Source organism: Bacillus fungorum (assembly GCF_002746455.1).
GTDB classification, from domain to species: domain Bacteria; phylum Bacillota; class Bacilli; order Bacillales; family Bacillaceae_G; genus Bacillus_A; species Bacillus_A fungorum.
In genome coordinates this window covers 284,997-309,480 of record NZ_NWUW01000001.1, presented here as the reverse complement: position 1 = coordinate 309,480, position 24,484 = coordinate 284,997, and the positions used below count along the sequence as shown (strand labels likewise).

At 36.2% G+C, this 24,484-nt stretch carries 29 protein-coding genes and 1 pseudogene; 7 read left to right on the top strand and 23 right to left on the bottom strand.

The window, feature by feature from the left end; translation table 11 throughout:
- Positions 1-136: 136 nt before the first annotated feature.
- From CO726_RS01840 to CO726_RS01830, 3 genes are all read left to right on the top strand, one after another.
- A complete protein-coding gene (locus tag CO726_RS01840) occupies positions 137-754 on the top strand; it encodes a nitroreductase family protein (RefSeq protein ID WP_099683125.1) in 618 nt (205 codons plus the stop codon).
- Between the two features lie 294 nt (positions 755-1,048).
- Entirely contained in the window at positions 1,049-1,267 is a 219-nt protein-coding gene (locus tag CO726_RS01835) for a hypothetical protein (protein WP_099683124.1), read from the top strand.
- Positions 1,268-1,463: 196 nt separating this feature from the next.
- Positions 1,464-1,820 (top strand): DUF3915 domain-containing protein, encoded by a 357-nt coding sequence (locus CO726_RS01830; protein WP_099683123.1) that lies wholly within the window; start codon positions 1,464-1,466, stop codon positions 1,818-1,820.
- A 96-nt stretch (positions 1,821-1,916) separates the two neighbouring features.
- On the opposite strand, the gene ptsP is transcribed toward CO726_RS01830, so the two are convergent.
- The 4 genes from ptsP to glcT form a co-directional block, all read right to left on the bottom strand.
- Positions 1,917-3,629, bottom strand: a complete 1,713-nt coding sequence (gene ptsP / locus CO726_RS01825; RefSeq protein WP_099683122.1) for a phosphoenolpyruvate--protein phosphotransferase — start codon at positions 3,627-3,629, stop codon at positions 1,917-1,919.
- Positions 3,629-3,892, bottom strand: a complete 264-nt coding sequence (gene ptsH / locus CO726_RS01820) for a phosphocarrier protein HPr (protein WP_000411079.1) — start codon at positions 3,890-3,892, stop codon at positions 3,629-3,631. Before ptsH ends, ptsP begins: the two co-directional genes overlap by 1 nt.
- Positions 3,893-4,027: 135 nt before the next feature.
- Positions 4,028-6,091 carry a PTS glucose transporter subunit IIABC gene (ptsG, locus tag CO726_RS01815; RefSeq protein ID WP_099683121.1) on the bottom strand — a complete coding sequence of 688 codons (2,064 nt, stop codon included), beginning with the start codon at positions 6,089-6,091 and terminating at the stop codon, positions 4,028-4,030.
- 339 nt (positions 6,092-6,430) lie between these two features.
- The gene (gene glcT / locus CO726_RS01810; protein WP_099683120.1) at positions 6,431-7,279 is read right to left on the bottom strand and encodes a glucose PTS transporter transcription antiterminator GlcT; all 849 of its coding nucleotides are present in this window, start codon (positions 7,277-7,279) and stop codon (positions 6,431-6,433) included.
- Positions 7,280-7,444: 165 nt separating this feature from the next.
- On the opposite strand from glcT, the gene CO726_RS01805 reads away from it, so the two are divergent.
- The gene (locus tag CO726_RS01805; protein ID WP_099683119.1) at positions 7,445-8,251 is read left to right on the top strand and encodes an HAD family hydrolase; all 807 of its coding nucleotides are present in this window, start codon (positions 7,445-7,447) and stop codon (positions 8,249-8,251) included.
- Between the two features lie 73 nt (positions 8,252-8,324).
- On the opposite strand, the gene phnF is transcribed toward CO726_RS01805, so the two are convergent.
- The 6 genes from phnF to scpA all read right to left on the bottom strand — a co-directional run bounded on the left by phnF (position 8,325) and on the right by scpA (position 13,584).
- The gene (gene phnF / locus CO726_RS01800; RefSeq protein WP_002194085.1) at positions 8,325-9,056 is read right to left on the bottom strand and encodes a phosphonate metabolism transcriptional regulator PhnF; all 732 of its coding nucleotides are present in this window, start codon (positions 9,054-9,056) and stop codon (positions 8,325-8,327) included.
- Positions 8,986-9,774: a glucosamine-6-phosphate deaminase gene (gene nagB, locus CO726_RS01795; RefSeq protein WP_098758582.1), complete on the bottom strand. Its 789-nt coding sequence runs from the start codon at positions 9,772-9,774 to the stop codon at positions 8,986-8,988. Before nagB ends, phnF begins: the two co-directional genes overlap by 71 nt.
- Before the next feature lie 4 nt (positions 9,775-9,778).
- Complete coding sequence (nagA, locus tag CO726_RS01790; RefSeq protein WP_098758655.1) at positions 9,779-10,921, bottom strand: N-acetylglucosamine-6-phosphate deacetylase; 1,143 nt, start codon at positions 10,919-10,921, stop codon at positions 9,779-9,781.
- A 207-nt stretch (positions 10,922-11,128) separates the two neighbouring features.
- Positions 11,129-12,031 carry a ComEC/Rec2 family competence protein gene (locus CO726_RS01785; RefSeq protein WP_099683118.1) on the bottom strand — a complete coding sequence of 301 codons (903 nt, stop codon included), beginning with the start codon at positions 12,029-12,031 and terminating at the stop codon, positions 11,129-11,131.
- Positions 12,032-12,109: 78 nt separating this feature from the next.
- Positions 12,110-12,682, bottom strand: coding sequence for a segregation/condensation protein ScpB (gene scpB, locus CO726_RS01780; protein ID WP_000376224.1), 573 nt, complete (start codon positions 12,680-12,682; stop codon positions 12,110-12,112).
- A 158-nt stretch (positions 12,683-12,840) separates the two neighbouring features.
- A complete protein-coding gene (scpA, locus tag CO726_RS01770) occupies positions 12,841-13,584 on the bottom strand; it encodes a segregation/condensation protein A (protein WP_001199758.1) in 744 nt (247 codons plus the stop codon).
- 169 nt (positions 13,585-13,753) lie between these two features.
- On the opposite strand from scpA, the gene CO726_RS01765 reads away from it, so the two are divergent.
- On the top strand, positions 13,754-13,849 hold the full coding sequence (locus tag CO726_RS01765; protein ID WP_000510194.1) for a YjcZ family sporulation protein: 96 nt from the start codon (positions 13,754-13,756) through the stop codon (positions 13,847-13,849).
- Positions 13,850-13,947: 98 nt separating this feature from the next.
- Complete coding sequence (locus tag CO726_RS01760; RefSeq protein WP_098758579.1) at positions 13,948-14,466, top strand: DUF309 domain-containing protein; 519 nt, start codon at positions 13,948-13,950, stop codon at positions 14,464-14,466.
- 20 nt (positions 14,467-14,486) lie between these two features.
- Here the strand turns inward: CO726_RS01760 and ribT are convergent, their stop codons facing one another.
- From ribT to CO726_RS01745, 3 genes and pseudogenes are all read right to left on the bottom strand, one after another.
- Complete coding sequence (ribT, locus tag CO726_RS01755; protein WP_000908397.1) at positions 14,487-14,855, bottom strand: GNAT family N-acetyltransferase RibT; 369 nt, start codon at positions 14,853-14,855, stop codon at positions 14,487-14,489.
- Between the two features lie 67 nt (positions 14,856-14,922).
- Positions 14,923-15,105, bottom strand: a pseudogene (locus CO726_RS32285) (hypothetical protein).
- Positions 15,106-15,324: 219 nt separating this feature from the next.
- Positions 15,325-15,762 carry a peptidylprolyl isomerase gene (locus CO726_RS01745; protein ID WP_000853783.1) on the bottom strand — a complete coding sequence of 146 codons (438 nt, stop codon included), beginning with the start codon at positions 15,760-15,762 and terminating at the stop codon, positions 15,325-15,327.
- A gap of 187 nt (positions 15,763-15,949) precedes the next feature.
- On the opposite strand from CO726_RS01745, the gene CO726_RS01740 reads away from it, so the two are divergent.
- The gene (locus CO726_RS01740) at positions 15,950-16,816 is read left to right on the top strand and encodes a DUF1002 domain-containing protein (RefSeq protein ID WP_000850502.1); all 867 of its coding nucleotides are present in this window, start codon (positions 15,950-15,952) and stop codon (positions 16,814-16,816) included.
- Between the two features lie 30 nt (positions 16,817-16,846).
- Here the strand turns inward: CO726_RS01740 and CO726_RS01735 are convergent, their stop codons facing one another.
- From CO726_RS01735 to CO726_RS01690, 10 genes are all read right to left on the bottom strand, one after another.
- The gene (locus CO726_RS01735) at positions 16,847-17,650 is read right to left on the bottom strand and encodes a Cof-type HAD-IIB family hydrolase (protein ID WP_136699318.1); all 804 of its coding nucleotides are present in this window, start codon (positions 17,648-17,650) and stop codon (positions 16,847-16,849) included.
- 96 nt (positions 17,651-17,746) lie between these two features.
- Positions 17,747-19,219 (bottom strand): spore germination protein SpoVAF, encoded by a 1,473-nt coding sequence (gene spoVAF, locus CO726_RS01730; RefSeq protein ID WP_098758576.1) that lies wholly within the window; start codon positions 19,217-19,219, stop codon positions 17,747-17,749.
- A complete protein-coding gene (gene spoVAEA / locus CO726_RS01725; RefSeq protein WP_098758575.1) occupies positions 19,206-19,775 on the bottom strand; it encodes a stage V sporulation protein SpoVABEA in 570 nt (189 codons plus the stop codon). The genes spoVAF and spoVAEA overlap by 14 nt, the downstream gene beginning before the upstream one ends.
- A 5-nt stretch (positions 19,776-19,780) precedes the next feature.
- A complete protein-coding gene (spoVAE, locus tag CO726_RS01720; protein WP_099683116.1) occupies positions 19,781-20,131 on the bottom strand; it encodes a stage V sporulation protein AE in 351 nt (116 codons plus the stop codon).
- 3 nt (positions 20,132-20,134) lie between these two features.
- Positions 20,135-21,151 carry a stage V sporulation protein AD gene (gene spoVAD, locus CO726_RS01715; RefSeq protein WP_099683115.1) on the bottom strand — a complete coding sequence of 339 codons (1,017 nt, stop codon included), beginning with the start codon at positions 21,149-21,151 and terminating at the stop codon, positions 20,135-20,137.
- A 13-nt stretch (positions 21,152-21,164) separates the two neighbouring features.
- Positions 21,165-21,623, bottom strand: a complete 459-nt coding sequence (gene spoVAC, locus CO726_RS01710; protein WP_099683114.1) for a stage V sporulation protein AC — start codon at positions 21,621-21,623, stop codon at positions 21,165-21,167.
- 14 nt (positions 21,624-21,637) lie between these two features.
- The gene (gene spoVAB, locus CO726_RS01705; protein ID WP_099683113.1) at positions 21,638-22,054 is read right to left on the bottom strand and encodes a stage V sporulation protein SpoVAB; all 417 of its coding nucleotides are present in this window, start codon (positions 22,052-22,054) and stop codon (positions 21,638-21,640) included.
- Positions 22,047-22,667 carry a stage V sporulation protein SpoVAA gene (gene spoVAA, locus CO726_RS01700; RefSeq protein ID WP_099683112.1) on the bottom strand — a complete coding sequence of 207 codons (621 nt, stop codon included), beginning with the start codon at positions 22,665-22,667 and terminating at the stop codon, positions 22,047-22,049. Before spoVAA ends, spoVAB begins: the two co-directional genes overlap by 8 nt.
- Positions 22,668-22,783: 116 nt before the next feature.
- Positions 22,784-22,882, bottom strand: a complete 99-nt coding sequence (locus CO726_RS01695; protein WP_000016826.1) for a methionine/alanine import family NSS transporter small subunit — start codon at positions 22,880-22,882, stop codon at positions 22,784-22,786.
- A complete protein-coding gene (locus CO726_RS01690) occupies positions 22,882-24,408 on the bottom strand; it encodes a sodium-dependent transporter (protein ID WP_099683111.1) in 1,527 nt (508 codons plus the stop codon). The genes CO726_RS01695 and CO726_RS01690 overlap by 1 nt, the downstream gene beginning before the upstream one ends.
- Positions 24,409-24,484 lie beyond the last annotated feature (76 nt).

Here is a 24,484-nt window from a genome sequence, read left to right as displayed (position 1 = left end):
TGCCCTAGCTTCCTCTTTAAAACTTGACAATTAAAATAAAGATATTATATTCTTAAATTCGATAACTTACAAAATGTAAGTAGAATATATTACATATATTTTTTCATAATTTAATATGTAATTTGGAGGATATATAATGACAAACAACAACTTTTTTAATGTTCTATACGAACGCACATCTACACGTGCATTCAACCCAGAGAAAGAAATTTCATCTACAGAGTTACACGAGATTTTAAAGGGCGCTGCTCAAGCACCTTCTGCTTGGAACTTGCAGCACTGGAAATTCCTTGTATTCCAAGGTCAAGATGTACAGAAACGATTACATCCAATTGCTTATAACCAGCAACAAATTCTTGATGCTTCTGCTGTAGTCGCTATTTTAGGTGATTTAGAAGCTTATAAAAACGTTGAACCAGTTTATGGTCCAATTGTAGAACAAGGATTTATGAAAGAAGAAGCAAAAGAGCGCTTAGCTAAAAATATTGAGTCTGCATATGCTCGTGAGCAATTCCCAAGAGATGCAGCTTTTTCAAATGCATCTTTAGCAGCAATGCAACTTATGCTTGCAGCTAAAGCAACTGGCTGGGATACTTGTGCTATTGGTGGTTTCAACCCTCAAGCACTTACAGAAAAATTCAATGTTTCATCTCGTTACGTACCAATTATGCTTATTACAATTGGTGAATCAACTTTAAAAGGCCATCCTGCACCACGAATGAGCGTAGAGCAAGTGAGTGAATGGGCAAAATAATAAAGTATAACTTTAATCAGTAGGGGACTTACTGCCCGTTAATACAGAACAGAAAAGAAACGAAGGTAATTTCATTACCTTCGTTTCTTTTCTGTTCTGTTCTGTCACACATCCGTAATATTACAATGTATTATTCGACATCAATACATAAAAAAATAGTAAATTTTATGCTATTTCCATATACAAAAATGGCGTTTTGTGTCGAATTTTGTTAAAACACCGAAATATAACCGTGTGTTTTTGTTACAATTATGATACAATGATAACAAATAGATAACAAGAGAGGGATTTTCATTGAGTTCATACGGAAGCTTTATTGCACTTTTATGTTACATAGTAACTGTACTGCTTCTATATTTTATTGGCGATGCTGCAAACATTTCAGTATTACAATTTCCAAAAGAAGAAGCGTTTCAATTAGAATCAGAAAAACATACTGCACGATCCATTCTACCACTACTCTTAGCTCTTCCTGTATATATCATCGTTTTATATAAAAGCAAAAAAGTGTAAAGGCTACCTATTTCATTCATTCCGGTGGTCTTTACATTTTTTTTGTGATACTTCCCCTATTTTAAACATCATTCCTTACTAAATACCCACCTAGTCTTTTAAAATGAGAAAATCCCCTAGAAAAATTCCACGCTCTGTCCAATCACCAACTACTGAACTTACATAGATTATAAGTGTGAAGGGGGTGATGAGGATTATGTTTGGATCATTTGGATGCTGTGATAACTTTAGAGACTGTCATCATCGTGAAAGAGAGCACAACCATCGTGAAAAAGAGAGAGAAGTAGTTAGACCACAACAACCAGCTGTATGTAACGTACTTGCTAGCATTTCAGTTGGAACAGAACTTTCTCTTTTAATCATTAGAGGTCACGAATCATTCCGCAATGTAATTTTTGAAGGATTCTGTAACGGTGTTGCTCTTTTCTCTGCTTTAGCTCGTCATGACAAAGATCATAAAGATAACAATAAAGATGATAAGAACCGTCACAACAATACTTTTACTGGTATTTTACGTGTATGCCCAACTGATATCGTTGCTATCGCTATCTAATTCTGTTCCTTATCTTCTATAGTAAGAAAATAAGATTCACTTTTCTCATAGAAAAAACCTGAGACCGATTTCAAATCGACTCAGGTTTTTTATTGATTATATGCTTTTAACTAGTTCAACAACTTCTTCAGCAGTTGACATCGTTAATGCTTTTTCTGCTAATCTTTCCATTTCTGCTTTTGACAACTTGCTTAGTTGTGTTCTTGCAGGAAGAATAGATGTTGCACTCATACTGAACTCATCTAAACCTAATCCTAATAATAATGGGATAGCAAGTGAATCTCCCGCCATCTCACCACACATACCAGCCCATTTGCCTTCTTTATGAGCAGCATCGATAACCATTTTTACGAGACGTAAAATAGATGGGTTATATGGTTGGTATAAGTATGATACTTGCTCGTTCATACGATCTGCAGCCATTGTGTATTGGATTAAGTCATTTGTTCCAATAGAGAAGAAATCAACTTCTTTTGCAAATTGGTCTGCTAATACTGCTGAAGCTGGGATCTCAACCATCATACCAACTTCAATAGAATCAGAAATAGTTGTACCCGCTTCTACAAGTTTCGCTTTCTCTTCTAATAAGATCGCTTTCGCTTGACGGAACTCATCAAGAGTTGCAATCATTGGGAACATAATTTTTAAGTTACCGTATACGCTAGCACGAAGTAATGCACGAAGTTGTGTACGGAACACATCTTGCTCATCAAGACATAAGCGAATTGCACGGTATCCTAAGAATGGGTTCATTTCTTTTGGTAAATGTAAGTATGGAAGTTCTTTATCTCCACCGATGTCAAGTGTACGAACAACAACAGGTTGACCTTCTTTTACACCTTCAAGAACTGCTTTATAAGCTTCGAACTGCTCTTCTTCTGTTGGAAGATTGTCACGGCCCATGTATAAGAATTCTGTACGGTATAAACCAACGCCTTCTCCGCCATTATCGATAATACCTTGTACATCATTTGGTGTTCCGATATTTGCAACAAGCTCAACGTGATGTCCATCACTTGTGACAGTAGCTTGGTCTTTTAATTTTGCCCATTCAGCTTTTTGCTCTTCAAATTTCGCTTTCTTTTCTTCAAACGAGCGAAGAGTTTCTTCTGATGGATTTACAATTACTTCTCCATCTAAACCATCGATGATTACGATATTGCCGTTTTGGATTTTCTCCATAACAACTTTCGTACCAACAACAGCCGGAATTTCCATAGAGCGAGCCATAATTGCAGAGTGAGATGTACGTCCACCGATATCAGTAGTGAAACCTTTTGCATATTTGCGGTTTAACTGAGCTGTATCAGATGGTGTTAAATCTTCAGCAATGATGATTACTTCTTCAGAAATTGTACCAGGATTTGAGAAGTTAATTCCTAGTAAATGTGCAAGAACACGTTTTGTTACGTCACGAATGTCCGCAGCACGTTCTTTCATATATTCGTTATCCATATTTTCAAACATAGAAATAAACATTGATGCAACTTCATCCATTGCAAATTCAGCATTTACTTTTTCACTATTTACTTTATCTTTTACTGGGTTTACTAGTTCTGGATCATTTAACACTAATAAATGTGCTTCAAAGATCGCAGCTTTATCAGCACCTAGCTCAGCAAAAGCGTGGTCCTTAATAGCTTCTAATTCAGTTTTTGCTTTCTCAAGCGCAGCGTCTAAGCGTGCAATTTCTGCAGCTTCGTTTGTAATTGATTTCTTTTCAATGTTAAATTCAGGATTTTCAAGTCTGAAAGCCTTTGCAATAGCAATCCCACTTGATGCAGCGATCCCTTGAATGTTAAGAGTCATTATTCTCCTAATCCTTCGTTTTTCATAGTTTCTTCGATAGCTGCTAGTGCTTGAGCTGCATCATCACCATTTGCAGTGATTTTAATTTCTGCGCCTTGTTGAATACCTAAAGACATAACGCCCATGATTGATTTTAAGTTAACGTTCTTTCCGTTATACTCTAAGTTAATGTCAGAACCAAATTTGCTTGCAGTGTTTACAAGTAGAGTTGCTGGACGAGCATGAATTCCTGAGTCGCTAGTTACTTTAAAGATTTTTTCCATGATAATTTATCTCCTTTAAATTACAGTATTTTTTAGTTGTATAGACGTGAGTACTACATCATCTATTGTATATAATAGGCGATGTTCGGTCAACCACATCGCCTATTATAATTATAAACATTTTGCGTCAAATTCCTACTGAATGTCAATAATAGCGTTTTCGCCCTTCTTGACATTTCCATCTTTTTTCAATTCGACTTGTTGCCCTTGTTGTAAATTCGTAAAGACAATTGGTGTAATGATAGATGGTGCATTTTCTTTTACAAATGCAAGATCTACCTTTAATAATGGTTGTCCTTGTTTCACTTTGTCGCCTTGTGCTACAAGTGCTTCAAAACCTTCACCATTTAATTTTACAGTATCAATACCAAAGTGGATTAAAATTTCTTTTCCGCCTTCAGATTGAATACCAATTGCATGCTTTGTTGGGAATACGTTCACGATCTCACCGTTAACTGGAGAAACTACTGTTCCTTCTGTTGGCTCGATTGCAAATCCGTCTCCCATCATTTTCCCTGAGAATACTTGATCAGGTACTTCTGTAATCGGTAAGATTTTCCCTTCAATTGGTGAAACGATTGTTTCGTTTGCATCAACTTGCTGAGGAGCTTCTTCTACTTCTACAGGCTCTTCTTTTTCAACATGAGGTGTACGACCTGACATAATATCATGAATTTGTGATTTTAATGTGTCAGATTTCGGTCCAAAAATAGCTTGAATGTTATTTCCAACTTCAAGTACACCCGCTGCACCAAGCTCTTTTAAGCGATCTTTGTTTACATTCTTTTGTTCGTTAACTTGAACACGTAAACGAGTAATACAAGCGTCTAAAGAAGCAATGTTTTCTTTACCACCAAGTGCTACTAATACTTCACGAGGAAGTTCACCAGCTTCTGCTTTCCCTGCACCGTCATTAGCATTTGCTACTTCACGACCAGGTGTTTTTAGATCCCATTTACGGATTGCAAAGCGGAATCCGAAGTAGTAAATAACAGCTAGTACAAGACCAACAATAATTACCCACCACCATGCTGTACGGCCTGGTAGTACACCGAATAACATAAAGTCGATTAAACCACCAGAGAATGTCATACCAATTTTAACACCTAAAATTTGCATTGTCATAAATGATAGACCAGCGAATACGGCATGAATTCCGAATAGTACTGGTGCTACGAATAAGAATGAAAATTCAAGTGGTTCTGTAATACCTGTTAAGAAAGATGTTAATGCAGCAGAACCTAAAATACCTGCTGCTAATTTTTTATTTTCTGGACGTGCTTCATGGTACATTGCTAAAGCTGCTGCTGGAAGACCGAACATCATGAACGGATATTTACCAGTTGTAAATGTACCTGCTGTTAATTCTACACCGTCTTTTAACTGTGCCATAAAGATTTTTTGGTCACCACGGATTAATTCGCCAGCTGCATTTGTGTACTGACCGAATTCGAACCAGAACGGTGAATAGAAAATGTGATGTAATCCAAATGGAATTAATGAACGTTCAATTAAACCGAATATGAATGCCGCTAATGTTCTATTTGCATCAATCATTTGATGTGAGAACGTATTTAAGCCACCTTGAATGTATGGCCAAATGAAACACATGATAATACCTACTACTAAAGAGAATGTTGCAGTTGCGATCGGTACGAAACGCTTACCTGCGAAGAAACCTAAGTATGATGGTAATTCAATGTTGAAGTATTTATTGTAGCAATATGCCGCTACTATACCGACGATAATACCACCAAACACTCCAGTTTGTAGCGTTGGAATTCCTAATACGTTTGCATATGCTGGATCTGCAAATCCAATTTTTACTGGGTCTGCTCCAGAACTTGTTACTTTTACTAGCTTATCTACTTCTAAGAACACACTCATCGTTTTGTTCATAATTAAGTAGCCGACGAATGCTGCCAAACCAGCTACTCCATCTCCACCAGCTAAACCAATTGCTACCCCAACTGCGAATAATAATGCAAGGTTAGCGAAAATAATATCACCAGATTGTTCCATAATTTTTGCTACCATTACGAACCAATCTGCTTTTAATGCAGGAATAACATTTGTTAACTGTGGATTTTGAAATGCATTACCAAATCCAAGTAAAATACCTGCTGCCGGTAAAATCGCTACTGGAAGCATTAACGCTTTTCCGACTTTTTGAAGAACACCAAAGATCTTCTTAAACATGGAAACCCTTCCTCTCTTATCTATATTGATACCTTCCGACAAACGCCAAAAAGGCATGAGGAAAAAAAGATAGAACGATAGCTATACAAAGGGTAGTATATCCCTTTCTCTAGCTTACATTCCTTGCTTTTCTCCACTCATGCCTGATCGAATCAGTAACACGTGTCAAAAATAGTTTTACGTATAAGTTCACTATAATTACGGCAAACGTTTTCGTTACTTACCTTAATGTGTTTGTCGAAAATTGTATAACTTTGCAATAGTTATTATACATAACTATTGTAAGCGATTCAATGATTTTTTTTAACGTTTTCATTTTAGACAAAAATATATGTCTTTTTACACATGCTCTGCTTTCATTAAGCGCTGCAGGTGCATCGTTAAATATATACTTTCTGCTTCATATACAGGAAGTTGCAATTCTGTTTGCATGACCTTAACTAGCTTCCAAGCTAAATTATAACAGACAGGATATTCCGCCTTTAATAACTCAGCAAAACTTTGTGATTCCTCTACTTTCTCTCCTTTTTTCACCCGTTCAATAGCATATTGCAAATGACGAATAAGGCGTAAATAGTGGATACTTTCTTGGTCTAATGTAATTTGTAAGTTTGTCTCAATTAAAGATACAAGCTGTGCAATGAGACGGGAGTTTTGATTAACTGAAGATAAATCTGAATTTGTAAGTGCACTGTAAATATGGAGTGCAATAAAACCAATTTCTCCTTCTGGCAATGTAATTTGCAAACGAGAATTTAAAAGGTCTACAACACCTTCAGCAATTTCATACTCTTCTGGATAGAGCATTTTCGTTTCAACTAAAAAAGGATTATCAATTGTAAGTCCTTGTTTTAATCGCTTAATTGCAAAAGAAATATGATCTGTTAAAGCGATATGAATATGTTCATTCAATGGTGATTTTGCTTTTTCTTGAATATAGAACATAATATCATTCATTAATTCAATTAATTTTTCACTCACATGCGGCACTAACAGTTTGTATTGTTCACGATCACGTTCATTTTTTAAAACAAACATTTTTTCAATTTGTTCTTGCTCCAATACATCTTTCGCTTTTTTTCCAAATCCAATTCCTTTACCAATCACTACTACTTCCTCGTGTTCAGGATGGCTAGCAATGATGACATTATTATTTAAAACTTTTTTAATTTCTAGATAATTACTCATATAACACCACCCTCGTACTTAAATAGCCTGCTTTTATGTTACAGAACATCCTTCTTTGTCGTCAATGTAAAACATCTACCATTTCATAAAAATTCATTTTTTAGACATGTTTATATATGATGCGTATAATGTAAGAGCAACTGTACATAGAAAGGAGACCGCAATATGATTAAAATGTTTGTAAGTGATATCGATGGTACAATGATGCAACATGGAGGTTTCATTGACGAACAGGATATTGTAGCACTTCGTAGTCTTGCTGAGCAAAATGTTATTCTTTGTTTCGCTTCTGGCCGACTTGATAATGAAATTGCAAGCTTAATGAAAGCTGTAAATACAAATTTCCATCGTATTAGTGTAAATGGTGTTTTCGTGTACACACACGAAAACAAGCAACTATTATCCGCAACATTCGATTCGAGTATTCTACCTGATCTGTTAGCAATGACAAATGAAGATCCTTATTTTCGTTATGTAAGTGATGAGCATAATTATTACATTGAAGAGAAAACACCGTTTATTCATGAGCTGGAACAACAAATAACGATGACTTCTGTTGAAGAACCTCATCTATTACAGAAAATTGACGATACAATTTTCCCAAATAAAATCTCTGTCGGTGGAACAAAGGAAAGCTTACAACTCCTTCAGAAAAAAATTGATGAAAAATTCCACGAAAAAGTTAGTACCTTCATTTCAGCAGAACAATGTTTAGATGTAATGCCACCTAATATTAGTAAAGGTTCTGCTATTTCTATTTTATTAAAAGAGTTTCAAATACAACCAGAGGAAATTGCTTGCATAGGGGATTCTTATAATGATATTCCAATGTTTTCTTTAACTCCTCACAGTTTTGCTATGTCTCAAGCAGATGAAGCAGTAAAAGAACACGCTCACTATGTAGTAAATAAGGTTAAAGACGCTGTTAACCACGTAATTGCTCATAATAAAAATACGACTCACTCCTTGTAAGGATGAGTCGTATTTTTATTTCTTTACATGTTAAACAATTTACACTTCACTGTACTTCACAAACTGAAATATATTATTTATTACGTGCGATGTTTGTAATAAACTTATAACGATCCCCGCGATAAATACATTTCACATACTCTAACGGCACTTCACCTTCTGAATATGACCACTGGCGCATTACAAGTACAGGCGCCTTTTTAGGAATATGCAGATGTTCAGCTTCATTATCCGTTGCAATTGAAGCTTCAATTGATTGAGTAGCGCTAACAAGTTTAAAGCCCAGTTTTTTCTCTAAATGTTCATATAAAGATTGTTGCAATATTTCTTCGTTAATATCTTTTACAAGAGCTGGCGACAAATATGTCGTCTCAAAAGCAATCGGTTCATCATCAGCTAAACGAATACGTCTCACTTCATAAACCGACTCTCCCTCCTGTATTCTCAACCGGTCTGCTATTTTCGCAGTAGCTGGAACTAGGCGGAAACTAAGTAATTGACTACTTGGGTTCATCCCACGAGAAATCATATCTTCTGTGAATCCCGTCATTCCTTGCAACTTTTGTTCCACTTTCGGAAGTTGGACAAACGTACCGATTCCACGTTTCCGATATAAATAACCTTGTTCCACTAAATTATTAATCGCCTGTCTGATTGTCATACGACTCACTTCGAACTTATCGCAAAGTTCATTCTCAGATGGGATTTTATCTCCCGGCTTCCATTCGCCGTCCTCAATTAGCTGTTTCACCCACTCTTGAATCTGATAATAGATCGGAAATGGTGAATACTTGTCGATGTTCATCAGCAATCGCCTCACTGCATAAAGATAGAGCTTCTTGATCAGCGATTACGGTTACATTCGGATGACGTTGTAAAACTGTAGCAGGACACGCTTCACTATATGCACCTTGCAATAATTCTTTAAGAGCTTCTGCCTTTTTAGAACCCATAGCAACAAGTAGAATTTGTTTCGCTTTCATAATGCTTCCGATTCCCATTGTAATCGCATGAGTTGGCACATCTTCTTCTTTTTCGAAGAAGCGAAGGTTTGCTTGGCGTGTAGATTCTGTTAATTCAACAATGTTTGTTGGAGAATTAAACGGTGTTCCTGGTTCGTTAAATCCGATGTGACCGTTTTCACCGATTCCAAGAATCTGTAGGTCAACTGGGTTAGCAGCTAGAATGCCCTCGTAACGTTTGCACTCTTCCTCTAAATCACTTGCCATCCCGTTTGGTACATAAGTTTGTTTAAATGGAAGATGATCAAACAACTGTTCTTGCATGAAATAGTGATAGCTGTTTTTATCTTCATGTGGTAAATTTACGTACTCATCTAAGTTTACAGTGGTTACACGGCTTGTATCAAGTTTATTTTTTCGCATTTCTGCATAAATACCTAATGGAGAGCTTCCTGTAGCCATTCCTAATGTTGGATTTTCTTTTGTTTTTACAACTTCTTCAATTAATTTATAACCTGCTTCTGCTAGTTCTTCTGGAGTTTTTACAACAAGAATATTCATTTAATTACTTCCCTTCCTTCATATGAATTCCTAAACGCACCGTATCATATACATGTAAATCTTCATTCATCACAACAAAGTCTGCATCTTTTCCTACCGCTAATGCACCTTTATTATTTAATCCAAACTCTTCTGCTTGGTTCACTGATGTCATCAGTACTGCATCTTCGATTGAACAACCTGTAAATTCAATTACATTTCGGAAAGCTTGATCCATTTTTAAAATACTACCAGCTAACGTTCCATCTTCTAATCGAGCACTACCATCTTTTACATGTACTGGCTGTCCGCCAAGCTCATATAATCCATCTTCAAGACCTTTTGCACGCATTGCGTCAGTAATAACACTTACTTTTTTCGGTCCTTTTAATTTATATGCTAATTTCACCATATCAGGGTGAATGTGAATACCATCTGTAATTACTTCAACCATTACATCTGGATTTAATAACACATGACCAACAACTCCTGGTTCACGGTGATGTAATCCACGCATTTGATTGTATAAGTGCGTTGCATGTGTAATGTTTCTATTTTTTAGTTGCGCATCAATTGCATCTGTATGCCCCATTGTGCCAACAACACCAGTTTCAGCAAGATACTGCTCAAACTCTAACGCACCTTCTTCTTCAGGTGCATATGTTACTAATTTAATTAGATTCCCGCTTGCTTCCTGCCATTGTTTAAATTGTTCAATATTCGCAGGAACAATATGTTCAAGTGGTTGTGCACCTGCACGTTTTTTTGAAACATACGGTCCTTCTAAGTGAATATATTCGAAATGTGCTCCTTTTTCTTTCGCTTCCTTCGCAGCATGTAGTGCTGCTTCAATTGCTTCTGGAGCTTGTGTCATTGTTGTTGGGAAGTAAGTTGTAACTCCTTCTTTTAACATTTCTTTCCCTAGAGTTACTAACCCATCGCTATTTGCATCCATCGCATCAATATCGTATCCACCATGAATATGAACATCAATCATACCTGGAATCACAATTTTTCCTGCCGCATCTAAAACAGTTTCATCTTCTTGTGATACATATTGAGCCATCAAACCAATTTCTTTAATTGTTTCTGCGTAACGAATAAATCCGTTTTCCACTACTTCTTGACCTGTATAAATTTTGGCATTGATGACAACTTGCGTTTTCATTTTCATCGATCCTTTCCCATGAAATACCTACTTGTTATTATTACCTTATTCGCCTAATTCCATCTTAATATATGCACGAGTAGTTGTCTATACATTCTAATGAAATTTCCTCTTTGTTTAACAAAAAGGAAATTTGGTGCGTCTCTTGCAATTATAATATATGTTATTCACTTTTCCAAAAAGGGAGAATACTCCCTATCATATTACTCACTTAAGTAATGGCATTAATCCACTAGAGCCTATTGTAATATGCTCGCCGTCTGTTTCCATTTCTATTGTACGTTTATTTGTTCCATATATCATTATACCATGTCGTTTTAATCGTCTCACTACACTCTGATGCGGATGTCCATACGGATTTCTGCTCCCATATGAAAGAATCGCGAACTGTGGTTCTACCTTCTTTATAAACATTTCACTTGTTGAAGTATATGAGCCGTGATGTCCCACCTTTAACACATCTGCATGTACATCAAATTGCTTTAATATTTCAGTTTCCGTCCGCACATCAGCATCACCCATTAGTAAAAAATCCGCTTTTCCGTATCGTACCTTTAACACAATTGAAGATTCATTATTTTCATCTTTTGATTTCCCATTGTTTAATACTTGTATGGACACATGCGGATCTAGCGGTATGTATTGTCCCTCTTTTACTGAAACGAAAGGAATTCCTCTTTTTTTAATATGATTCCGATACGTGTGATAAGTAAAAGAACTATATGTTTTTCCACTATCTAATATAAGTGAAACCGGCATTTGCTCTACAATCGGAATGAGCCCTCCAATGTGATCCATATCAGGATGAGTACTGACGATAGCATCTAAATGGTTAATCCCTTTTTCCATTAGTTTTTGGATAATAACCTCACCGGCTTCATAAGGTCCCCCATCAATTAACATCGTTTGTCCATTTGGCAATGTAATAAGTGTTGCATCACCTTGCCCTACTTTTAAGAAACTCACTTTCATTTTACCAAAATGTTGCCGCTGCATATGTAAAGGAGACGCAGTATGAATAGACATCATATATCTTTTAGCCGATGCACTATTTAAAGAAAAGCATAACAAAACAGAAACTAATAATAATATACTTCGCATACCTCTCATAACTCGTCTCCTTTTTTCAATTAGTATGGCACGGTATATAATTGATATACAAAAAAAGCTTAGCAAAATGCTAAGCTTTTATTTCGATATCTCTTGTAAAGAACCGAAGAATAAATCCGCTTCATTCATTTGTTCGTTTTCTTCAGAAAGCGGAGGTAAATCATCTAATGTTTTTAATCCAAACGTGTCCAAAAATTCTTTTGTCGTTCCATATAAAATAGGACGCCCAGGTCCTTCTGCTCTTCCCATTTCTTTTATAAGTAAGTGTGAAACTAACGTTTGTAACGCCTTATCGGTTTTTACCCCTCTAATCTCTTCCATTTCAGTTCTTGTAATTGGTTGACGATATGCAACAATCGCTAACGTTTCTAGAGCAGCCTGAGAGAGCGAAGCAGCTGTTGGGATATCTATTAGTTTTTGATAGTACGATGCATGTTCTTTCTTTGTAGCAAAACGATATACTTTTGCATACTGTACAATTTGCAAACCGCGGTGTGCACCTTCACATTCTTTTTGCATTTCTTCTAAAATATCGATTACTTCGTTTCCTTCAATTTCAAGGACTTTCGCTATTTGTTCTGGATAAATCCCTTCATCACCAGAAACAAATAAAAGCCCTTCAATAATTGATTTCTGTTCTGTTCTATCCATTTTACGAGCTCCTTCCTCCTATTTTCTCCATAAAAATACACATCAAAAAACCGAATCACAATTAATGCGTTCGGTTCAATATTTTTTCTCTTGTTCCAAACGATACATTCAAACCTAGCATGAGATAGAGTATTTCTATCCCATTTTCCATACTAACTCTATGCAGATTTAGTATAGCTTGATACGAAAATTTCATCAAAATTATGTTCTTGTTCAATTATGATTTGTTGATTTTTCATAAGCTCAAGAACCGCTAAAAATGTTACAACCATTATTTCCCGTTCATCATCAACAAACAAATCATAAAAACTTTGACGACCACCTTGTATTTCTAACTGCTTTAAAATATCAGTCATGCGCTGTTCAATTGGTATTTCTTGACGAGTAATACGTGTTGTTACAGGTTTCTTTGCTTTTTTACGGCGCATTAATTTTTGAAATGCCGCTAGCATATCATATAACGTAACATCAAGAGGCAAGTTCGTCTCCTCTTCTTGTTGCAATGATGTAAAATCAATTGGCGGACGTGTATATAGCTGTGCTCTTTCTTGTTCTCTTTCTTTTAGCTCAGTAGCAACTTGCTTATATTTCTTATATTCAATTAACCTCTCCATCAATTCTTGACGAGGATCATCTATAAAGTCATCACCGTTATCAAGTACATCTTCTTCATGTTTCGGCAACAACATTTTACTTTTAATTTGTAATAACGTTGCAGCCATTACTAAATACTCACTTGCAACATCTAATTGTAGTTCTTTCATCGTATGAACATAAGATAAATATTGCTCTGTAATTTCCGCTACAGGAATATTATATATGTCAATTTCATAACGATGTATTAAATGTAACAATAAATCTAAAGGCCCTTCAAAAGCCTCTACTTTAAAATTATACTGCACAAAGCATCCCACCACATTTTTTCTATAACAACATAAGTATAGAGCATACTCATGTTCTATCCAACCTTTTTAAGAAATTTAATTAAAAATAGACCGATGCCTATGTCATCATGCCCACCACTTCATATGATAACAGTGTAGTAAGAACAATGTAGGAGGTCAAAAAACTATGGGTCACGTTGATTGCGGTTTTAGCGGTGGGTTCGCATTACTTGTTGTATTGTTTATTTTACTAATTATTGTAGGGGCAGCTTGCTTCTGCTAATATGAACAATAAACGACTAGGGAAAATTCCCTAGTCGTTTATTGTTCATATTTCTATGATACACTTGTATTTATAACCGTTAAACAGGGGTGAAGAAAATGTATCCTACCGAATACATACAATTTTTAATTCATTTTCACGGAGATTATGATTATTTTGAATGCCACGAAATACTAGAAGAATATTGGAAAACAAAACCAAGGGGAGATCGTGATAATTACTTAGTCGGTCTTATTCAAATTGCAGTTTCTTTATACCATCAAAGACGCTCTAACTGGAATGGCGCAGAAAAGATGATGAAAAGCGCAATAGCGATTTTAGAAAAAAACAGTGCACCTTTACTACGTTTAGGAATAAACCAGACACAACTTCTATTCTTACTCACGGATAGATTGCAATCTATACAGAAAGAAGAAGGTTTTACACCGCTATTTTTCCCCTTATCGGATACAGCATTAGAAAAGCACTGCATGGAACTATGTCAGAAACAAAACCTCCCTTGGAAAGACGTGAATGCTACTTCTAACGAATATATAATACATAAGCACACATTACGTGATCGAACAGAAGTCATTGCTGAACGAAACGAACAATTACAAAAAAGAAAGCAGAGATAATAAACTACTTATCTCTGCTTTCACGAATGTATATTTTGTTCAAGCCCTTTACACTTTTTGCAAAAACTTGCTGTTTGCTCATTTCCGCAAATTGTAAACTCAAGAAATTTACTCTTTAACTCTTGAACCATCTTCGTCCCAATACCCATATGACGGTGAGATGGGTTCACACTCAAATGCTGGATTTCCAAAACTTGATTCTCTTTTTTTACAATCCCCATTATCCCAACAAAATCTTCATTTTGTTTCCACAAATACAATTGCCAATCATCCTTTGCTTCATAATCTTTCATAGTCAATTGTAATGTTTTCACATCTTTTTCAGTTGGCATAAATGAAAGAAGCCCCATTGCAATCTTTTCATAACTTTTTTTAAAACGAATTAACATAACCCTTATCCCTTCTTACAAAAGTTACAAACTATTAATCCCCTCAACCACTCTTTTCATATCACATTCATTTTACAATATTTTCAACAGAGTGAGAAGGGCTTAAAACAACTTGATAATCATACAAAGCGAAAAGAAGAAAGTCAAATATATGTTTCAGTACTATTTTTTCTAAGTAGATAAAAGAAGAAACGCTGTTATATGAAAGTTAAAAGAAACATCCACCGCTCATTATCACTTCAATATTCATCACCTTAGAGCAAATGAACTCTAGCAAAATTAATGTAATAAAAAATATTTTTTAAACATGTAATCTAATGTATTCTATGTAATTTGTTAAAATTTTGTTCTCATAAGCGACATATTTTCACTACAATAACAGTACTACTTGTATCATGTACTGTAAACGAAATACCCATTCCTATTAAAAAAACAAAAAAGAGAGCAATAGCTCTCTTTTCCCATTAACTTATTCTTCCCAAACTTTAACTTCTTTCATTACATCACCTTGACGCATGTTTAATACTGTTTCAATACCACTTGTTGCTTTACCGAATACAGTATGTACACCATCTAAGTGTGGCTGTGGCTCATGAACGATAAAGAATTGGCTTCCGCCTGTGTTACGGCCAGCATGAGCCATAGACAGTGATCCTACAAGGTGTCTATGAGGATTTCCATCAGTTTCACATGGGATAGAGTAACCTGGGCCACCTGCACCTGTTCCTGTTGGATCTCCACCTTGGCTTACGAAGCCAGGAATAACGCGGTGGAATGTCACACCATCATAAAATCCTTGCTCTGCTAGTTTTTTAAAGTTTTCTACTGTTTTTGGTGCCTCTTCTGGGAAAAATTCTAAATCGATTTTTTCACCATTTTCCATTAATATGTATCCTAAAGTTTTCATACGTATATGTCTCCTTTCAATTATCTCAGCACTATATTACCACATTCATGACTAGAAACAAAAAGAATCCGACAATCTACATACTTCTTTTTTGAAATGTGGAAAAAGCTAGGTGACAAATAAGAAATATATACTATAATAACTGTGTTGCCCGAAAATTTTAGAAAGAGAAAGGGAGCGATTTTTCGTGAAAACGAAATTACTAGCTCTGCTACTAGCTGTAGCTGTATTTATTATGCCAACAGCTTCATTTGCAGACATCATCGAAGGAGAATCAATTGTTACACTAGGAGAAAACTTGTCTGAACAACAAAAACAAGATCTGTTAAAAGAAATGAAAGCACCAAAAGATGCTACAATCATTACTGTGTCTAATGCGGAAGAACATAAATTTCTAGAAGGGATTGTTCCAAAAGCACAAATTGGTACGAGAGCAATTTCCTCTTCTATGATCACATACACAAAGCCAGGGTCTGGTCTCATTGTACGTTCAAAAAACATTAATTCAATAACAGATGCAATGTATACAAACGCACTTATTACAGCAGGTGTGAAAGATGCAGAAATTCAAATTACTGCACCATTTAAAGTTTCAGGAACTGCTGCTTTAACTGGTTTAATGAAAGCCTATGAAACAACATCGAACAAAGCAATTCCTGAGGAAGTAAAAAAAGTAGCCAATGAAGAAATGGTACAAACATCCCAGCTCGGCGATAAAATTGGTGAAGAAAAAGCAGTTCAACTTGTTGCGAAAATCAAGGAAGAAATTGCCAAAGAGCAGCCGAAAACGACTGAAGATTTACGTTCATTAATTAAAAAAATTGCGGATCAGCTTGGTATTACATTAACGGATGAACAGTTAGATAACTTAGTTGCGCTGTTTGATAAAATGAAAAATCTTAATATCGATTGGAATCAAGTTGGCAGTCAGTTAAATAAAGCAAAAGAACATGTTTCTGCCTTTTTAGGATCTGAAGAAGGGCAAAGTTTCCTAGATAAAGTTAAAGATTTCTTCTCAAGTATCATTGATTTTGTTAAATCGTTATTCAAGTAAAAAGAAGCTCGTCACGGACGAGCTTCTTTTTTATACAAGTAACGGTAATTTCATAACAGCTTCTTCAACCGAACGAACAATATGATTTGCCTTCTCCTTCACATATGGATGAGCATGATGCAGAGTAAATGAATGCGGGGTTACTTCAAACATAGAAATATCATTGAAAGAATCTCCAATGCATGCAACTTCATTTGCTTCAATTTGCAAATGTTCCATTAGTCGCCTTAAAGCACTCCCTTTACTTACTCCCCTCGGCATAATGTCAACATAGCGTTTACCAGACATAAAAACTTCCGCTTCGCTCTGAAATGTCTCTCGTAATTCTTGATCTAATGCTGTAATTGTCTCTTCTTCTCCAAAAACAAACAATTTCGCAGGATGTACAGTCTTACCAAATTCTTCTTCTAATGCTTCTATCTCAGCAATATGCACGCCCATATACGTTTCAAAATTATGATGATGTTCATTCTTTCTTTTTGTATACCGTTGCTCATTTGCACAAACAATATCTGCTAGTCCCTTTTTATGGATATATCGATATATTTCCTGGGCAATCCCATCTTCAAAACTTGATTCATGAAATATTTTTCCATCCGGCAGTAACATCGTCGCCCCATTTAAACTCGTTGTGTAATACGGGAATGCAAACCTATTTACAACTTCATCAATTCGATGAGTAAAGCGGCCAGAGGCAAAACAAATATTTGTCCCTTTTTCAGCTAACCAACAAATTGCACGTTCATCTTCTTTTTGCATATGATTCACATTGTAAACGAGCGTGTCATCTAAATCACTTACAAATAATTTAATCATGTCCTCTTCCCCTTCCATACACAATATCTACTCTAAGTGTACACAAAAAATGTTTGATTTTTGTTAAAAAACAATAAATTTTTGCTAAAAAAATAAACGGGTGTATAATCCCGTTTATTTTTGTCTTTTTACATTTTGAGGTCTTACAATACTTGGTCGTACTTTTAAACTAGACATCGTCGGACGAAGTAAAATTTTTGTTAATGCGCCCCAATCAAATGGTAAAAACGGCCATAAATAAGGTGTTTGCAAACTTTTTATAGACGTTAAAAATAAAATCAATATCGTCATACCAATTACAAAGCCCATCTCATGGAAGAGACCTGTTAAAATAATAACAAATAATTTTCCAACCTTATTTCCGAGTCCTAATTCATAACTCGGTGTTGCATATGCACCGATCATAGAAACTGCTACATACAAAATAACCTCTGGTACAAACAAACCTACATCGATTGCTATTTGACCAATTAATATGGCGGAAATTAATCCTGCTGCAGATGATAACGGCGTTGGAGTATGAATCGCAGCCATCCTTAAAAACTCAAGCCCGACCTCTGCCATTAATACTTGTAATAAAATTGGTAAATGTGTCATCTTAGTCGGTCCAATAAAAGCAAGATTTGCTGGCAAAAGGGTTGGATCAAATACAAACACTAACCAAAACGGTAGTAAAAACAAGGAGAATAAGACACCTAAAAAGCGTACCCACCGTAAAAATGTACCGACAGCTGGATTTTGTCTAAACTCTTCTGCATGCTGTAAATGATGGAAATATGTTGTCGGAGTAATCATAGCACTCGGTGATGTATCAACAAGTACTAGCACATGTCCTTCTAATAAATGATTTGCTGCTACATCCGGTCTTTCTGTATATCGAATAAGCGGGAATGGATTATAGCTTTGCTTTACAACAAATTCTTCCACTGTTTTATCCGCCATCGTAATGCCATCGACATCGATGTTATTTAATTCTTGTTTTATAATCTTTACTAAATCTGGATTTGCAACATCTTGTACATATGTAATACAAATATCCGTTTGCGATCTATCCCCTACTCGAATCATTTCATTTCGAAGACGTGGATCTCGAATTCTCCTACGAATTAACGCTGTATTTACAACGATATTTTCAACAAATCCATCCCTTGCACCGCGTACTACTTTTTCAGTATCAGGTTCTGTCGGCGTTCGTCCTGGATAGCTACGAACATCTATTGCAAACGCTTCCGTTTCACCTTCCACAAATATAATGATGAGTCCTGATAATACTTGAAGCATTACCTCATCCATCGTTTTCACTTTACTTACTTGTTGATGGATTAAACGATTCTCTAAAAGCTTCACTGTATCTTCTTCTACATCCCTTATCTCATTTGTATCCACCGCTTCTTCTAAAATAGGGATAATATAATTTGTATCACAAAGTCCGTTTACAAATAACACACCAATTTCTTTATTTAAAATTTGAAATTTACGAATACCTACATCGTATGTAACACCCAGTCCAGCTGTTTGCTTTAAGTAATTTTCATTATCACTTATGAAAGATGAAATAGGGATATCCACTTTTTTAGGCTTCGTCATAAAAACCACTCCTTTCCAAAATTAATTGAATCGCTTTTCTAGTAATAGGTGATCCTCTCTCCCATTCATCGTTTCCACACATCTTACCAATATCACCAATTCCAACAATGACAGGAACATTCAAATCATCTAAACAATAAATTGTATCTCCGCTAATTCTGCCAATTTCACCATCTGGAAGTCCAAATTTATCAACACCATATTCCGTTAAATTCCCGTTCCGATCTACACTTACATCTACACGTGCCCATTCCCAATGATGTGTATTAGACGCTACTGCCAAAATCCCCAGTACATCAATTTGTTTATGTGTGGCTACATATTTTAAAGCTTTTTCACCAGATCCTTCTCCAATAAATCCGCTGTCATCAAACATGACAAATACAGGGTCATATGGCGTTTGCATAATAAGCTCAACAACTTTCTTCCCTGTCAATTTGGTTGGATTACTTTGTGATGCTGAAATACACCTCCCCCCAAATTCCTTCGTTAAAAGCTCAATTGTTCGCTTTGCATATTCATCTCCATCTGTGACCAAAACAACCCTTCGTCTCATTTGATTTATCCTTTCGGTTTACATATAAGTGCTACAAAAAATGAAAATAATATCGCTGCAGAAATGCCTGCAGACGTTAAACTAAACATACCCATACCAATCCCTATATATCCGTGTTTTTCTGCCGCATGCATTGCTCCGTGTAATAGTGAATGTCCAAAACTTGTAATAGGAACTGTCGCCCCAGCACCAGCAAACTTTATAAGCTTATCGTACAATCCGAATCCATCTAAAACTGCTCCTATGACTACAAAGATAGCCATCAAATGGGCTGGTGTTAACTTTGCGAAATCTAATAATACTTGTCCAATTACACAAATAGCGCCTCCTACAAGAAATGCATATATAAAATCCACAATTCACTCTCCCTTCACTCTCTCAAATACGACACCATGTGCAATGGCTGGAATTGTTTCTTTCTGCTGCATCATCATCGGGCTTAATAACGCACCAGTAGCAACGACAAAAATTCGTTGTAAATTCCCTTTTTGCATCTCGCTTAATAAATGACCATATGTGACAACAGCTGAACAAGCACAACCACTACCACCAGCAAATACTTCTTCTTGACCAGAATCATAAATCATTAATCCGCAATCATTATATATATGCCCAATATCATAACCTTCTTCCAGTAACAGTTGTTTCGCGATTGGTGTTCCAATAGCTGATAAATCACCGGTAACAATCAAATCGTAATCAACTGCACTTCTCTTCAAATCTTCAAAATGTTGTTGAATTGTATGAGCAGCAGCGGGTGCCATCGCCGACCCCATATCTAAAGGATTCGCAATTCCTAAATCTTGCACTTTTCCAATCGTAGCTGCCGTAATTTTAATGGTACTTTTTTCATTACTAATTAATATGGATCCCGCACCTGTAACAGTGGAATTTGCTGTTCCTGGTTTTTGTCCCCCATACTCTGTTGGATAACGGAATTGTCTTTCAGCCGTTGCATTATGACTACTGACCGTTGCTAAAACACGATTTGCGAATCCACCGTCTATAAAGGCTGACCCAACCGCTAAAGTCTCCATCGAAGTCGCACAAGCACTAAACATTCCTAAAAAAGGAATCCCCCACTTACGCGCAACATAATTTGCTGTCACTGTTTGATTTAATAAATCACCCGCTAAAAAGAAATCAATTTGTGATGTTTTTACATTTCCTTTTTGCACGACTTGTTGAATTGAATCTGACATTAATCTTCGTTCCGCAAGTTCCCAGTTTTCCTCTCCGCAATGTAAATCATCATATGAAATATCAAAATCCTTCCCAAGAGGGCCTTCAGCTTCTTTTGGACCGACAGCAGTACCGGTTGCATTCACATAAATATCATTTTGAAATACCCACGTTTGCTTTCCTGTCAACCTCATACTAGCCCCTCCTTTAAGACATAAAAATTTTAAAAGTATATCTTATTAACCCAATAATGTATGCCCCAACAACTCCAAAAACGATAACACTTCCCGCAAGCTTAAACATATTTGTAGCAACACCCAGCACAATTCCTTCACTCTTATGTTCTAGCGCAGCGCTCGCCATAGAATTCGCAAACCCCGTAACAGGTACGGCCGAGCCTGCTCCTGCAAATTGACCAATTTTATCATATACACCACAACCTGTTAAAATCGCCGATAATAGTACAAGAGTTGCAACTGTTGGATTTCCTGCCTGTTGTTTACTGAAATGAAAATAATGTATATAAAATTTCATCAATACTTCCCCGATTGTACAAATGAGTCCACCTACAAGAAATGCCTTAACACAATTTATAAAATAATTTGGTTTCGGATGGTATTCCTTCACTTTATTTACGTAATCATCCTTTAGTTTTCGCCCTGTCATTTATATATTGCCTCCTACTTTACGAAATAAATCCAGTGAAACAACGAGCCTATTACTTTTCCAAGTACAAGAGCAACGAGTAAAACAACAATTTTCCCCTCTACCCCTACTCGTTTCGCTAAAATAGGTAAAACATTTAACACTTCTGTTAATGCGGCAGCGAGCATTCCAATGAATGTGCCACAAAAGATTCCTAATATAACAAGCCAATATTGCGACGTTTGAAATGTAATGTTTTTCAAACTACACCAAGCTCCTGTTAACGTACCTGCAATAACTGCCCACTCAAAATATTGAATGTGCTTTCCACTTCTCGTTACTTGAGCTAGACGAGGGATTATACCCAGTACAGCTAAAAATGCGACATATCCGCTACCTACTGCAATCCCACCCGCTAAACCAATTAATATAACAAGCCCAGACTCAATCATCGGCAAGTTGTTTCATATTGTCCTTGTTTTCATGAACAAGGACATATTGGTCAAGTGACTGCTGATATTGGAACATCTCTACTTCTAACGGACTCGGCTCTTCATTAATTCGCTTTTGAAATACATGATTAAAAAATAAGACCATACCTAACCCAAGACCTAATGAATAAGGAATTTGAAATAAAAGTGGTTGCGCCTTAAATTCTCCCGTAATCATGTAATATAACCGTTGGTGCACTTGTTGCATACTTACATCTTCATGGAAATAAATGATTGCAAGGGCCGCTCCAATAAAAAGTAACAACCATACTAGTCCGAAGAAAATCGGATGTACTTTCTTTTTTTCATATATAATTTCAACAAGAGTTTGTCCAGAACCGAGTAAATTAATTTGTATATGGGCCGCTTTTCGCCCAATAATCTCAATTATTTTCATAACATCAATTACAACGTGCGTCTTATCATGCGCTGTTATTTTGTAAACTACCTCATCCTGTAACGACTGCACTACCACAGCATCTCCGGCAAGTTGAGCAACATCACCTAGCTTTACTTCATACGTAGGAGAAACTTTTAATCGATTACGCATTTTAATATAAATTGTTTGTTCCAATTTCCATTCACCTCTTCACTCTTCCTCGTAGTTGTAGTATGGTTATTGAATTTTTTTCTAATACAATTTTTTCATAAAAAAACATCTGTACCATTTCGGTACAGATGTTTTTTAGTTTATGCCTTTTTCTTAAATAAATTTGCAATACTTAATGCGAGTCCTCCCCAAATGACTACTATACCAATAACCATCATCATAATCGCTGATCCACTCATTATGAAACACCCCGATCTTTCCATTCTTTTTCAAGCTTAGCAGAATCTGAATGTATTTGTGCATTCCATTTCTTTAAACTAATGATTAGCGCAACGATAAGGAACGCTGCTGCAATTGACCAACCATATGTTACGACAAACTCCGTTGGATAATCTTCGTAGTTCTTTTTAATATTTTGGATTGTACCATCAATTAACATGTACCCTAGCATAAGCGGAGTAATAACGAGTAAACTCACTCTCCAAAACGTCCCTAACTTAATATCGGATACAAAGTTTGCGTGATTTTGATACACTGGTAAACGGCGTAGAATGAGCCCTATCGTAACTACTTCCGCTAATGCAATCGTAATTAATCCGAAGTTATTAGCGAAGTAATCCACAACATCTAGGAACATAAGACCGCCACGTGTCGCAAAAACAAGAGAAACTAGTACGAGAAGCGTCCCCATAATTCCAATTGTTTTTTGGCGGCTTAAGCTGAACTTTTCGGATACGGCAGCAAAACATACTTCCGCAAGCGAAATGAGGGAGGTAATCCCGGCTACTGTTAACGATAAGAAGAATAATACGCCAAATAACGGTGACATCGGTAATTCATTAATAATTTGCGGGAATACTACGAACGCAAGCCCTACACCAGCACTTGCTACTTTATCAACCGGTACTCCCATATTGTTTGCCATAAATCCAAGAGCTGCAAAGACCCCAATCCCTGCTAATAATTCAAATCCTGAGTTTGCAAACCCAGTAATAAAGGCATTATTTGTTGTATCTGAGTTTTTCGGTAAATAACTAGAATACGTAATCATAATTCCAAATGCTAAAGATAAGCTAAAGAAAATTTGACCATAAGCAGCAAGCCATACTTTCCCGTCAAAAATACGACTCCAATCTGGTTTAAAGAATGCATCTAATCCTTGCATCGCACCTTCCATCGTCACTGCACGAACTACGATAATAAGGAACATAACAACTAGTAAAGGAATGAAAATGCGGTTAACAACTTCGATTCCTTTTTTAACTCCTTTAAATGCTACACCAAGCACAATAATCCAAACGAGAGCTAATGGAATTAATACTTCCGGCACAAGCCCCCCAAATTGCCCTGGCTTATCTGCAACATGTAAGTACTCTTTAAATAAAAATGATTGCGTGTCTTTCCCCCATGCTCCAGTAATTGCAAAGTACGTATACGAAATAGACCAAGCAATAATTACTGCATAATATGTTGAAACGATAAACGTTACACACATTTGCCACCATCCGATAAATTCAGCACGCGGATGAATACGGAAGAACGTAAGTGGCGCTGAACCACGGTGACGATGCCCAAGAGCAAATTCAAACGCCAATAATGAAATACCAGTCGTTAATAATGCGAATAAGTACGGTAAAAAGAATGCGCCTCCCCCATTTTCATACGCTGTATAAGGAAAACGCCATATGTTTCCTAATCCAACGGCAGAGCCGACCGCTGCGAAAATAAATCCAGCCCTCGTTCCCCATTGTTGCCTCGTTTCCATATTTCCTTCCCCCTTTGTGACAAGTTCATAATTGGATTATATTTTAAATTTACTAAATTATCAATAAATTCTGTTA